This is a genomic window from Paenibacillus sp. FSL H3-0321 (assembly GCF_038002865.1).
Classification (GTDB): domain Bacteria; phylum Bacillota; class Bacilli; order Paenibacillales; family Paenibacillaceae; genus Paenibacillus_AQ.
This window is the reverse complement of the sequence record NZ_JBBODH010000001.1, coordinates 4,276,066-4,289,230: the sequence shown is the minus strand read 5'-3', so window position 1 is coordinate 4,289,230 and position 13,165 is coordinate 4,276,066. Positions and strand designations below refer to the sequence as shown.

Sequence of the window (13,165 nt, the reverse complement as noted above, 5' to 3'; positions counted from 1 at the left end):
TCCTCCCTATGGATTAGTCAAATCTTGTAGCGCTTGTGCACATTCATGAATCTGTCTTGTATACTGCTGGGCCAGCAATTGTACGGCATCGGTACGCTCATCGGTATGCCTTCCGCTCTGCTCGGCATCAATCAGATTCACAGCCACTTCACGGCTATCGACATAAGTACAGCGAAAATCAAGAGAATAATCCTGCCGCCCTGCCGCATTGAAATGAATCAGCAGACTGTTCTGGTCAGCTGCATCTCCCTGCACGCTAAAGCTGTCTCCATCCTCCATCAGTGCAGGCAGACGCTCCTGCCATGCGGTAACCAGACTTTGCTGGTCCAGTTCCAATTGTCGGTTCATTGTTCTTATCAGCCTCCTTCTCTAATACGTTGCGGAGAAAAGAGGATTTTTATTCCCTCTGGAACAGGTTCCATAAATAAGAATAAAAAAAGATCACTCCTTCTAAGAGGAATGACCTTCGTATATGCAGGACTTTTATCCTTTAACCGATCTTCCGGATCGAGTCCAAATGCTCAACCAGTCTGTCCCAGGTATCCGTGATGCCCTGCAGCATACCCATATCCAGCACCTGCTGCAGTGCTTCTGCTGTCGCATATTCCGCGCGATTAATGACTTTAGTCCCATCTTCTGTTTCGACGAAGATTAGGGTAACGAGCGTCTCAGGCATATTATCTGCAATGTTACCCTCCGCATCGGAGAAATAATCTACATACACGATCTTCTCTGGTGCAACGATCTCACGGTACACACCCTTGCCCCATGATTCCATACCATAGAAATCACCCTGGTTCTTGTCCTCGCACTTCATACAATAATGCCAGACGCCGCCCACGCGGAAATCCATATGGCATACCGGCAGCGTCCAGCCTCTCGGCCCCCACCAATGCTTCAGATGCTCTGCTTGCGAAAACGCCTGAAATACCAGCTCCCGAGGGGCATTGAACTCACGTTCCAGAATAAGTACCTTATCCTCTACCTTGGATACCATTTCATTTGCCATTTTTAAATTCCTCCTCGATCTTCCTAGTGGGTTAAGACAGTTCTACCACAGCGTTCGCAAAGCTTAGCCATCATCACTTATTCAATCTTGCTGCTCTTCTACTGCTTGCTTTCCTTGTACTTTCTGTAAATAGTCATCCAGCCGGTCGAACCGTTCCTCCCAGATGTGGCGATAGCTCCTCAGCCAATCCTCCAGCTCCTGAAAAGGTTCCGGCAGCAGGCTATAGATTCGGCGGTTAGCGTCCACCCGGGCCTCCACGATGCCAGCCTCACTTAGAACACGCAAATGTTTGGATGCTTGAGGCTGGCGCAGTTGCAGCCTTTCAGCGATTTCCCCTACAGTTAGCGGGCGTTCGCGCAAAAGCTCAACAATCTGCAGGCGGTTAGGCTCTGCCAAGGCACTCATGACATTCGAATTCATAGTCATCATCCATTCTTAGCTGTGAAGGTACGTACCCTTCATTAAGTGTCTGGCTTTTGTATTCCCTTGCTCGATATAAATATACCATCACGGGAATATTCCTGTAAAGGAATATTTAAAAAATTAAATTCCACAACCTTATTTTTCTCAACCTGCTGTACAAAAAAGCCGCCTTCCAAGGAAGGCGGCTTCTATCTGTAAATTCATTCAATTAAAGGAAATGGCGGAGAGGATGGGATTCGAACCCATGTGGGCTTGCACCCTAACGGTTTTCAAGACCGCCCCGTTATGACCGCTTCGGTACCTCTCCAATGCATCTAAATTTCACATGCATTAGGAATTGTACCACACTATACAAACATTAAGCAACTGTTTTATTAAGAAACTTTAGGACTAATACATTTTACATTACGCATATACGGCTGAAGGGCCTCTGGAATCTGGACGCTGCCATCTTCTTGCTGGTAGTTCTCCAGAATAGCGGCGACCGTCCGGCCGACAGCCAGTGCAGAGCCATTCAGCGTATGAACAAACTCCGGCTTGGATTTGGGTTCCTTGCGGAAACGGATATTCGCCCGGCGCGCCTGGAAGTCCTCCGTATTGGAGCAAGAGGAGATTTCACGGTACATGCCGCTCTCCGGCAGCCAAACCTCCAAATCGTAAGTCTTAGCCGATGTAAAGCCCATATCTCCAGTGCATAGGCCCAGGACACGGTATGGCAGCCCCAGAAGCTGCAGTACACGCTCCGCATCCGCTGTCATCTTCTCAAGCTCCTCATACGAGGTCTCAGGGGTGGTGAGCTTCACCAGCTCCACCTTGTTGAACTGGTGCTGGCGGATAAGTCCGCGGGTATCACGTCCTGCCGACCCTGCTTCAGAACGGAAACAGGAGCTGTAAGCGACATGATATTTGGGTAGGTCTGCCGCTGTCAAAATCTCCTCACGATAGTAATTCGTCACTGGGACTTCAGCCGTAGGAATTAAGTAGTACTCGGTATCCCGCAGCTTGAACAGATCCTCTTCAAACTTCGGAAGCTGGCCTGTACCATATAAGCTATCCTTGTTGACGATATACGGCGGCAGCATCTCTTCATAATTATGCTCTCCACTGTGAAGGTCCATCATAAAGTTAATCAGGGCACGTTCAAGACGAGCTCCAAGTCCCTTATAGAAAACAAATCTGGAGCCGGTTACCTTAGCAGCAGCTTCAAAATCAATGATATCCAGCTGCTGTGCCAGCTCCCAATGTGATTTTGGAGTGAATCCGAATTCTCTTGGCTGCGACCAGCGGCGCAATTCAACATTCTCTTCCTCGGATTTGCCTACTGGTACAGATTCATGCGGAATGTTCGGGATACTCATCGTCAGTTCGTCAATCTGAGTCTCCAGAACACGCACTTCATCATCGAGTTCTTTAATGCGGTCAGAAACGGTCCGCATCTCTGCAATTAAATCATCAGCCGGCTCGCCGTTTTTCTTCTTCTTGGCAACATCACCGGAAACAATGTTCCGGCGGTTCTTCAAACCCTCTGTCTCTTGCAGCAGCTCACGGCGGCGCAGATCCAGCTGCGGAAATCCGGCGATCAAATCGAGCGATTTACCGCGTTTGTTAAGCGCATCTTCTACCTTTGCGTAATCACTGCGCAATACTTTTACATCTAGCACAAAGTTTCCCTCCTGAAAACAGCCTAAACTCTTTCAAATTGCTGTTTTGCAGCACTGAAAGAGTCAGAATGTTCTTATATGCAGTTCTATTGTTTGGCTGCCAGACTTGCCTCTACCATATCGGCAAAATACTGGTGCAGCCGGTAATCTTCTGTCAGTTCCGGATGAAAGGAGGAGACCAGCAGATTGCCTTCACGCGCAGTTACAATCTCATCATTGTAAACCGTGAGCACATCCACATTCGGACCCGTTTCATTAATAAGAGGAGCGCGGATAAAGACGGCACGCACCGGCTCATTTATCCCTTTAACCTCCAGATCACATTCAAAACTTTCCCGCTGGCGGCCAAAGGCATTCCGGGCAACGGTAATGTCCATCAGTTCGAGATGTCCGGGCTCACCGCCGGCGATTCTCTTCGCCAGTACAATCATGCCGGCACATGTTCCAAAAATAGGCTTGCCCAAGCCTGCAAAATCGCGTATCGCTTCAATGAAGCCATACTTGCGCATCAGCTTGCCTATCGTGGTGCTCTCTCCACCAGGTATAATGAGCCCCTGGACCTCAGCCAGCTGCTCTACACGCTTGATGGGCAGGCCCTCAGCCCCGGCTTTTTCTATACTGACAATATGTTCTGTTACGGCGCCTTGAAGCGCCAGCACTCCTATTTTCATCCGGACAACCTTCTCTCTATTAACGGCCGCGCTCCGACATACGTTCAGCCGGGGTCAGAGTTGCGATATCAATCCCCTTCATTGGCGTGCCAAGGTTTTTGGATACTTCAGCGATCAGTTTATAGTCAGTGAAGTGAGTAGTTGCCTCTACAATCGCCCGGGCGAATTTCTCGGGGTTGTCCGATTTGAATATACCGGAACCGACGAATACGCCATCCGCACCCAGATGCATCATCAAGGCTGCATCAGCCGGAGTAGCTACACCGCCTGCGGCAAAGTTAACAACCGGCAGCTTGCCGAGCTCGTGAACTTCAAGCAGCAGCTCGTAAGGAACACCTAAAGTCTTAGCTTCGTGAAAAAGCTCGTCTTTGGACAAGTTGGTTACCTTGCGGATCTGGCTGTTGATAACACGCATATGGCGCACGGCTTCAACAATGTTGCCCGTTCCCGGTTCACCCTTGGTGCGGATCATCGAAGCTCCTTCATTAATACGTCGCAGCGCTTCACCCAGATCTTTCGCTCCGCAGACAAAAGGAACTGTAAACTCACGTTTGTTGATATGGAATACTTCATCGGCAGGCGTGAGCACTTCGCTTTCATCCAAATAATCTACGCCCAGAGATTCAAGAACCTTCGCTTCTACATAATGACCGATACGGGCTTTGGCCATAACGGGAATGCTCACCACTTTGATAACCTCTTCTACGATTGTAGGATCAGCCATCCGGGCTACACCGCCTGCTGCGCGGATATCAGAAGGTACGCGTTCCAGAGCCATTACAGCTACTGCACCCGCAGCCTCGGCAATTTTCGCTTGCTCTGCATTCATGACGTCCATAATGACGCCGCCTTTTTGCATTTCTGCCATGCCTCTTTTAACTCGCGATGTTCCAGTTTCCATGATTCAAGCCTCCCGATTGATCTTATCTAACTTGCCACTTTACCGCAAGGCGGCTATATATACAACCTATTTACTCGGATTATCCACTGCACCAGACATTACCGCCCTAGAACAGGTTCTTAATTCCTGTAAACAAATCGCTGAAAAATTCGCCTATTGCTCTCATCAGCAGCTTGAACCAGCCAGCCTTCTCCGCTTCCTCTGCGGTAATTAGATTGACCGTCTTCTCCTGAACCTGAGACATTCCTTCAACCTTGTAGGAGTAAGTAACCTTGCCCACTTTGGAAGCATTGGTAATCGGGGCTACCAGTGTTGCTGCATCATTAACGGTAACCGTTGTGTTAATCTGTGGTGCAACCGTTCCTTTAGGCACGATAAAAGTAACTCCGGCATCGGTAACGATGGACACATCTTTGTTTTTGCCTTTTTGCACGGGCACTGTTTCATTGCCGGCAATGACGGCTTTAGGGGCCACTACCTGTTTGATTTCGAAATTATTGAAGCCAAAATCAAGTACTTTTTTGGTTTCTGTGAAACGGTGTGCTTCCGAGTTGGCGCCCATAACGACACTGATCAACCGCATACCGTCGCGAACAGCCGTACCGGTGAAACAGTTGCCGGCATTGTTGGTATGTCCGGTCTTCAGCCCGTCAAGGCCGGGATAAGCGTATGCCTTAAAGTTGGCGATATCCTTGTTCGCTTCCAGCATCCAGTTGTAGTTAACCATCGGTTTGTCATCCCGTTGACGGAACTTGTAAGACTGAATGGTTGTGAATTCTGTGAAATCAGGGTGGTCCGTGACGATATATTTGGCAAGAATCGCTGCGTCCATGGCTGACATTACGGTTTCACGATCGACTTTGGGCTGAAACTTAGCCGGCATATCGGCACGGTCAAGACCGGTAGAATTGATAAAGTAAGCCGTCTTCATTCCCATCTTCTTTGCAGTTTCATTCATTAGAGCTACAAATTCCTGCTCGGATGACGAAACAAGCTCAGCCAACGCTACGGTGGCATCATTAGCAGAACCAACGGCCATTGCTATGTATAGCTCTCTTACCGTATGTTCATCGCCTTCAGCCAAAAAAATACGCGAGCCGATCTGCTTGGAGGCATTTTCCTGAACAACTACTTTCTGATCCCAGGAAATCTGGCCATTCTTCACGGCATCTGCAACCAGATATTCGGTCATCATCTTTGTCATGCTTGCCGGAGGTAGAGGCTTATCGGCATTCAGGGACAAAAGCACCTCGCCTGTAGTGGGTTCGATCAACACTGCCGAATCCACTTCGAGCTTCAGTGATTCTATATTTGGAATCTTGACTGCAGCTTTCGCCGCAGTAGTACCGGCGGCAGTACCCTTTTCTGTCGTTGCCGGTGTCTTCACTTCATCAGCGAACACCGAATGTACTGGAGAAGCTAACATATTTAAAAGCAGACCTACTGTCGCTGTCTTAATCACAAATTGTTTACTGCTAAATTTTCGCTTGTGCTTCAATGATTACTACTCTCCTTTTGATCCTCATATCCATTGCTTGTTCTATTCTAACACAGGGGTACCTGCAAAAAAAGACAGACAGGACGAATTTAGTCCTGTCTGTCCGTAATTTATCGAAACCGCCTAATTATAGGGAATAGTTGGGAGCTTCCTTGGTGATTTGTACATCATGAGGGTGACTTTCGCGCAATCCGGCTCCTGTAATCCGGATGAAAGATGTATCATTGCGCAGTTCCTCCAGTGTCTTCGTTCCACAATACCCCATGCCAGAACGAAGCCCGCCGATCAGCTGATGAACCGTATCAGAGAGCGAACCTTTGAAAGCGACTCTACCTTCAATACCTTCTGGAACAAGCTTCTTGTCATCATCCTGGAAGTATCGGTCTTTACTGCCCTGCTTCATGGCGCTCATACTGCCCATGCCGCGGTATACCTTGAATTTACGTCCTTGATAAATCTCAGATTCGCCCGGGCTCTCTTCTGTTCCGGCGAACAGGCTTCCCATCATAACGGCAGATGCCCCCGCAGCAATCGCTTTGGTAACCTCACCGGAATATTTGATACCCCCATCAGCAATAATCGGAATGCCGTACTCACGGGCAACCGTTGCACAGTCGTAAATGGCCGTAATTTGCGGAACACCGATACCGGCAATTACGCGTGTGGTACAAATTGATCCCGGTCCAATACCCACTTTGACTACAGAAGCGCCAGCTTCAATCAATTCACGGGTTGCGTCTCCGGTTGCCACGTTACCGGCAACAATCGTAAGATCCGGGTACAGTTCACGCAATTTGCGGACAGCATCAATAATATTAATATGATGCCCGTGTGCGGAATCTACCGTAATCAGATCCACACCGGCTTTCACCAACGCCTCTGTACGTTCAAAAGTATCTTTGGAAATACCAATTGCCGCACCCACCAGCAGACGGCCGTGAGCATCTTTTGCTCCGTTCGGGAATTGAATTGCTTTTTCTATATCTTTAATCGTGATCAGACCTTTAAGAATGTTGTTCTCATCTACAAGCGGCAGTTTCTCGATCTTATGGCGTTGAAGGATACCTTCTGCTTCCTGGAGAGTAGTGCCAACCGCAGCAGTGACCAAGTTCTCATGGGTCATCACTTCTTTAATTTGAATATTAAAATCATGAATGAAACGTAAATCTCTATTGGTCAGAATCCCAACCAGCTTGTTGCTTTCATCAACGATAGGTACTCCGGAAATACGGTATTTACCCATCAGGACTTCAGCGTCGGAAACCCAGTGTTCTGGCGTTAGAGAAAAGGGATTAGTAATAACACCGCTCTCGGAGCGCTTTACGCGGTCTACTTCTTCAGCCTGCTGCTCCACTGACATATTCTTATGAATAATGCCAATGCCTCCCTCGCGGGCAATTGCAATCGCCATAGCTGCTTCTGTGACTGTATCCATGCCTGCACTCATCAGAGGGATATTCAGCTTCACATTTTTGCTCAGTACCGTGGCCAGATCCACTTCCTTCGGCAGTACCTCGGATTTGCGCGGCACCAACAGCACATCGTCAAACGTCAAACCTTCTTTACCAAACTTATCTTCCCACACCTGGGTCATTCCTCCTCGATTATCTTTATTCTAACCGCCCACAAACTTTATAAATGAAGAAACTCCGGTTTGAAGTCCATATCCGATAGACACCGAACTAAACAGCGAAGTTATACATATCCGTATCTTCAATTAACGTTTGAGATGCTTGTCCAAAAATATATTATTGCCATCTTAGCAAAGGGTTTTTGGCCTGTCAAGAATATTACATCATCGGAGGAGGGAATCGGAAAACGGTCACCGGGTAAGCGAATTCTTGGACGAAAGTCCGTATCCAGTGGACATTATTACTGTAATAACCCATTTATTGTATATGTACATTCGTAGTTTCAGGGTGTGGAATTAGCCTATATATTGCTTTAACTACCACCATTTGCACTTTAACCCAACAAAAAAGCCACTGTTGAGAAACTCAACAATGGCTTTGTGTGCTTGGCGGCGTCCTACTCTCCCAGGACCCTTCGGTCCAAGTACCATCGGCGCTGGAGGGCTTAACGGTCGTGTTCGGGATGGGTACGCGTGGAACCCCTCCGCTATCGCCACCAAACAGGCATTTACAGCGTAAATGCTTCAGGAACCTTAATTCCTGAAAACTGAATCCGAAACAAATCTGCGTCTTAACTAGTTGGATAAGCCCTCGACCGATTAGTATTGGTCAGCTCCATGCATTGCTGCACTTCCACCTCCAACCTATCTACCTCGTCGTCTTCAAGGGGTCTTACTAATTGGGAAATCTCATCTTGAGGGGGGCTTCACGCTTAGATGCTTTCAGCGCTTATCCCGTCCGTACGTAGCTACTCAGCCATGCTCCTGGCGGAACAACTGATGCACCAGCGGTACGTCCATCCCGGTCCTCTCGTACTAAGGACAGCTCCTCTCAAATTTCCTGCGCCCACGACAGATAGGGACCGAACTGTCTCACGACGTTCTGAACCCAGCTCGCGTACCGCTTTAATGGGCGAACAGCCCAACCCTTGGGACCTACTTCAGCCCCAGGATGCGATGAGCCGACATCGAGGTGCCAAACCTCCCCGTCGATGTGGACTCTTGGGGGAGATAAGCCTGTTATCCCCAGGGTAGCTTTTATCCGTTGAGCGATGGCCCTTCCATGCGGTACCACCGGATCACTAAGTCCGACTTTCGTCCCTGCTCGACTTGTTGGTCTCGCAGTCAAGCTCCCTTATGCCTTTGCACTCTTCGAATGATTTCCAACCATTCTGAGGGAACCTTTGAACGCCTCCGTTACTCTTTAGGAGGCGACCGCCCCAGTCAAACTGCCCGCCTGACACGGTCCCCGTACCCGATTAGGGTACCAGGTTAGAACCTAGATACGATCAGGGTGGTATCCCAACGGCGCCTCCGCAGAAGCTTGCGCTCCTGCCTCTACGGCTCCCACCTATCCTGTACAGATCGTACCCAAATTCAATATCAAGCTGCAGTAAAGCTCCATGGGGTCTTTCCGTCTTGTCGCGGGTAACCTGCATCTTCACAGGTATTAAAATTTCACCGGATCTCTCGTTGAGACAGCGCCCAAGTCGTTACGCCATTCGTGCGGGTCAGAATTTACCTGACAAGGAATTTCGCTACCTTAGGACCGTTATAGTTACGGCCGCCGTTTACTGGGGCTTCGGTTCACAGCTTCGGATTGCTCCTAACCGCTCCCCTTAACCTTCCAGCACCGGGCAGGCGTCAGCCCGTATACTTCGCCTTGCGGCTTCGCACAGACCTGTGTTTTTGCTAAACAGTCGCTTGGGCCTTTTCACTGCGGCCCCCTCGGGCTATTCACCCTACCGAGGCACCCCTTCTCCCGAAGTTACGGGGTCATTTTGCCGAGTTCCTTAACGAGAGTTCTTCCGCGCGCCTTAGAATTCTCTTCTCGCCTACCTGTGTCGGTTTGCGGTACGGGCACCTTCTCCTGACTAGAGGCTTTTCTTGGCAGTGTGAGATCATGACCTTCGCTACTATAATTTTCGCTCCCCATCACAGCCCAGCCTTAATGATGTGCGGATTTGCCTACACACCAGCCTCACTGCTTAGACGGACATCCATCAGTCCGCGTCACTACCCTCCTGCGTCACCCCATCGCTCATAGCGGATTACGGTGGTACAGTAATTTCAAACTGTTGTCCTTCGACTACGCCTTTCGGCCTCGCCTTAGGTCCCGACTTACCCTGAGCGGACGAGCCTTCCTCAGGAAACCTTGGGCTTTCGGCGGATCAGATTCTCACTGATCTTTTCGTTACTCATACCGGCATTCTCACTTGTATGCTGTCCAGCGCTCCTTACGGTACACCTTCAACCTGCATACAACGCTCCCCTACCCCAGATACATAGTATCTAGCCATAGCTTCGGTGGTGTGTTTAGCCCCGTTACATTTTCGGCGCAGAGTCACTCGACCAGTGAGCTATTACGCACTCTTTCAATGGTGGCTGCTTCTAAGCCAACATCCTGGTTGTCTGTGCAACTCCACATCCTTTCCCACTTAACACACACTTGGGGACCTTAGCTGATGGTCTGGGCTGTTTCCCTTTTGACAATGGATCTTAGCACTCACTGTCTGACTCCCGGCAAGAAGTTAATGGCATTCGGAGTTTGACTGAGCTTGGTAACCCTTGCGGGCCCCGCACCCAATCAGTGCTCTACCTCCACCACTCCATTCACCGAGGCTAGCCCTAAAGCTATTTCGGGGAGAACCAGCTATCTCCGAGTTCGATTGGAATTTCTCCGCTACCCCCACCTCATCCCCGCATTTTTCAACATACGTGGGTTCGGGCCTCCAGTGCGTGTTACCGCACCTTCACCCTGGACAGGGGTAGATCACACGGTTTCGGGTCTACGTCCACATACTTAGTCGCCCTATTCAGACTCGCTTTCGCTGCGGCTCCGGCTTCTCACCTTAACCTTGCATGTTAAACGTAACTCGCCGGTTCATTCTACAAAAGGCACGCCATCACCCATAGATCGGGCTCTGACTTTTTGTAAGCACACGGTTTCAGGTTCTATTTCACTCCCCTTCCGGGGTGCTTTTCACCTTTCCCTCACGGTACTGTTTCACTATCGGTCGCCAGGTAGTATTTAGCCTTAGCAGATGGTCCTGCTGGATTCATACGGGGTTTCACGTGCCCCGCACTACTCGGGATCCGTCTCGGAGAGAACACAGTTTAGGCTACAGGGCTTTTACCTCTATCGCGGGCCTTTCCAGACCTCTTCGCCTACCATATTCCTTTGTAACTCCATGTGAGACGTCCCACAACCCCAAGAGGCAAGCCCCTTGGTTTAGGCTGTTCCGCGTTCGCTCGCCGCTACTGACGGAATCACTATTGTTTTCTCTTCCTCAGGGTACTTAGATGTTTCAGTTCCCCTGGTCTGCCTCTATCTCCCCTATGTATTCAGAGAGAAGTAACTGCGAATTACCACAGCTGGGTTTCCCCATTCGGACACCCCCGGATCAAAGCTTGCTTACAGCTCCCCGAGGCAGTTTCGTTGTTCGCCACGTCCTTCGTCGGCTCCTGGCGCCTAGGCATCCTCCGTGTGCTCTTATTAGCTTAACCAATGCGTTTTCCGTTAGGAAAATCGCTAGCATCGCTATAATTAAAACTTGTTCACACAAGTTTCAGCTAAAAGATGTTCTAAAACGCAAATTCGTTTCGGTATCCAGTTTTCAAGGATCAAAGTATTACTGAGAGCTTAAACTCTCAAAACTGACCAACGAGTGAGTAACAGGCCTAAACCTGAGTTTTGGAAGCTAAGCTTCCGATTTGAATGTTTCCGTTGCAGGAAACGATTCTCCATAGAAAGGAGGTGATCCAGCCGCACCTTCCGATACGGCTACCTTGTTACGACTTCACCCCAATCATCTACCCCACCTTCGGCGGCTGGCTCCCTTGCGGGTTACCCCACCGACTTCGGGTGTTGTAAACTCTCGTGGTGTGACGGGCGGTGTGTACAAGACCCGGGAACGTATTCACCGCGGCATGCTGATCCGCGATTACTAGCAATTCCGACTTCATGCAGGCGAGTTGCAGCCTGCAATCCGAACTGAGACCGGCTTTGCTGGGATTGGCTCCACCTCGCGGCTTCGCTTCCCGTTGTACCGGCCATTGTAGTACGTGTGTAGCCCAGGTCATAAGGGGCATGATGATTTGACGTCATCCCCACCTTCCTCCGGTTTGTCACCGGCAGTCACTCTAGAGTGCCCAGCACTACCTGCTGGCAACTAAAGTCAAGGGTTGCGCTCGTTGCGGGACTTAACCCAACATCTCACGACACGAGCTGACGACAACCATGCACCACCTGTCTCCTCTGTCCCGAAGGCCGCCACTATCTCTAGTGGATTCAGAGGGATGTCAAGACCTGGTAAGGTTCTTCGCGTTGCTTCGAATTAAACCACATACTCCACTGCTTGTGCGGGTCCCCGTCAATTCCTTTGAGTTTCAGTCTTGCGACCGTACTCCCCAGGCGGAGTGCTTACTGTGTTAACTTCGGCACCAAGGGTATCGAAACCCCTAACACCTAGCACTCATCGTTTACGGCGTGGACTACCAGGGTATCTAATCCTGTTTGCTCCCCACGCTTTCGCGCCTCAGCGTCAGTTACAGCCCAGAAAGTCGCCTTCGCCACTGGTGTTCCTCCACATATCTACGCATTTCACCGCTACACGTGGAATTCCACTTTCCTCTTCTGTACTCAAGCCACCCAGTTTCCAGTGCGACCTCAGGTTGAGCCCAAGGTTTAAACACCAGACTTAAATAGCCGCCTGCGCGCGCTTTACGCCCAATAATTCCGGACAACGCTTGCCCCCTACGTATTACCGCGGCTGCTGGCACGTAGTTAGCCGGGGCTTTCTTCTCAGGTACCGTCACTCCGGTAGCAGTTACTCTACCGGACGTTCTTCCCTGGCAACAGAGCTTTACGATCCGAAAACCTTCATCACTCACGCGGCGTTGCTCCGTCAGGCTTTCGCCCATTGCGGAAGATTCCCTACTGCTGCCTCCCGTAGGAGTCTGGGCCGTGTCTCAGTCCCAGTGTGGCCGTTCACCCTCTCAGGTCGGCTACGCATCGTCGCCTTGGTGAGCCGTTACCCCACCAACTAGCTAATGCGCCGCAGGCCCATCTCCTTGTAGCAGATTGCTCCGCCTTTCATCCTCCGTCCATGTGAACAAAGGAATTATCCGGTATTAGCTACCGTTTCCGGTAGTTATCCCAGTCAAAGAGGTAGGTTGCCTACGTGTTACTCACCCGTCCGCCGCTAAGTTAATCCGGAGCAAGCTCCTTCATAACTCCGCTCGACTTGCATGTATTAGGCACGCCGCCAGCGTTCGTCCTGAGCCAGGATCAAACTCTCCAAATTGGTATTTAGAAAGAGCGATTGCTCAATTTGAAACATCTGACGAGAATTTACATTCTCTAATTTTGG

Annotated in this window: 8 protein-coding genes, 1 tRNA gene and 3 rRNA genes; all 12 read right to left on the bottom strand. The window is 49.9% G+C overall.

All coding sequences use genetic code 11. The annotated features are described in order from the left end of the window. Positions 1-6: 6 nt before the first annotated feature. The 12 genes from MHI45_RS19090 to MHI45_RS19035 all read right to left on the bottom strand — a co-directional run bounded on the left by MHI45_RS19090 (position 7) and on the right by MHI45_RS19035 (position 13,099). Positions 7-348: a hypothetical protein gene (locus MHI45_RS19090; protein ID WP_341119299.1), complete on the bottom strand. Its 342-nt coding sequence runs from the start codon at positions 346-348 to the stop codon at positions 7-9. 142 nt (positions 349-490) lie between these two features. Next, positions 491-1,009: an SRPBCC domain-containing protein gene (locus MHI45_RS19085; protein ID WP_341119298.1), complete on the bottom strand. Its 519-nt coding sequence runs from the start codon at positions 1,007-1,009 to the stop codon at positions 491-493. Between the two features lie 81 nt (positions 1,010-1,090). Then, complete coding sequence (locus MHI45_RS19080) at positions 1,091-1,429, bottom strand: ArsR/SmtB family transcription factor (RefSeq protein WP_341119297.1); 339 nt, start codon at positions 1,427-1,429, stop codon at positions 1,091-1,093. Positions 1,430-1,650: 221 nt separating this feature from the next. Beyond that, positions 1,651-1,739: transfer RNA gene (locus MHI45_RS19075), tRNA-Ser, on the bottom strand. A 67-nt stretch (positions 1,740-1,806) separates the two neighbouring features. Next, a complete protein-coding gene (gene serS, locus MHI45_RS19070; protein WP_076114073.1) occupies positions 1,807-3,093 on the bottom strand; it encodes a serine--tRNA ligase in 1,287 nt (428 codons plus the stop codon). 86 nt (positions 3,094-3,179) lie between these two features. Continuing rightward, complete coding sequence (pdxT, locus tag MHI45_RS19065) at positions 3,180-3,764, bottom strand: pyridoxal 5'-phosphate synthase glutaminase subunit PdxT (RefSeq protein ID WP_038584475.1); 585 nt, start codon at positions 3,762-3,764, stop codon at positions 3,180-3,182. Positions 3,765-3,783: 19 nt separating this feature from the next. Then, positions 3,784-4,668, bottom strand: a complete 885-nt coding sequence (gene pdxS, locus MHI45_RS19060; protein WP_218642550.1) for a pyridoxal 5'-phosphate synthase lyase subunit PdxS — start codon at positions 4,666-4,668, stop codon at positions 3,784-3,786. A 103-nt stretch (positions 4,669-4,771) separates the two neighbouring features. Further along, positions 4,772-6,163 (bottom strand): D-alanyl-D-alanine carboxypeptidase family protein, encoded by a 1,392-nt coding sequence (locus MHI45_RS19055; protein ID WP_076114072.1) that lies wholly within the window; start codon positions 6,161-6,163, stop codon positions 4,772-4,774. A gap of 127 nt (positions 6,164-6,290) precedes the next feature. Beyond that, positions 6,291-7,748 carry an IMP dehydrogenase gene (gene guaB, locus MHI45_RS19050; RefSeq protein WP_038584466.1) on the bottom strand — a complete coding sequence of 486 codons (1,458 nt, stop codon included), beginning with the start codon at positions 7,746-7,748 and terminating at the stop codon, positions 6,291-6,293. A 430-nt stretch (positions 7,749-8,178) separates the two neighbouring features. After that, positions 8,179-8,295, bottom strand: a 5S ribosomal RNA gene (rrf, locus tag MHI45_RS19045). 78 nt (positions 8,296-8,373) lie between these two features. Further along, positions 8,374-11,300, bottom strand: a 23S ribosomal RNA gene (locus MHI45_RS19040). 243 nt (positions 11,301-11,543) lie between these two features. Then, positions 11,544-13,099 (bottom strand): 16S ribosomal RNA (locus MHI45_RS19035). Together the 16S, 23S and 5S rRNA genes form the textbook arrangement of a ribosomal RNA operon. Positions 13,100-13,165: the final 66 nt, after the last annotated feature.

What these genes read in the sequence shown, in the direction of transcription:
- pdxT (WP_038584475.1), bottom strand. Translation starts at nt 3,764, where the DNA reads ATGAAAATAGGAGTGCTGGCGCTTCAAGGCGCCGTAACAGAACATATT.
- MHI45_RS19085 (WP_341119298.1), bottom strand. Translation starts at nt 1,009, where the DNA reads ATGGCAAATGAAATGGTATCCAAGGTAGAGGATAAGGTACTTATTCTG.
- MHI45_RS19080 (WP_341119297.1), bottom strand. Translation starts at nt 1,429, where the DNA reads ATGAATTCGAATGTCATGAGTGCCTTGGCAGAGCCTAACCGCCTGCAG.
- MHI45_RS19090 (WP_341119299.1), bottom strand. Translation starts at nt 348, where the DNA reads ATGAACCGACAATTGGAACTGGACCAGCAAAGTCTGGTTACCGCATGG.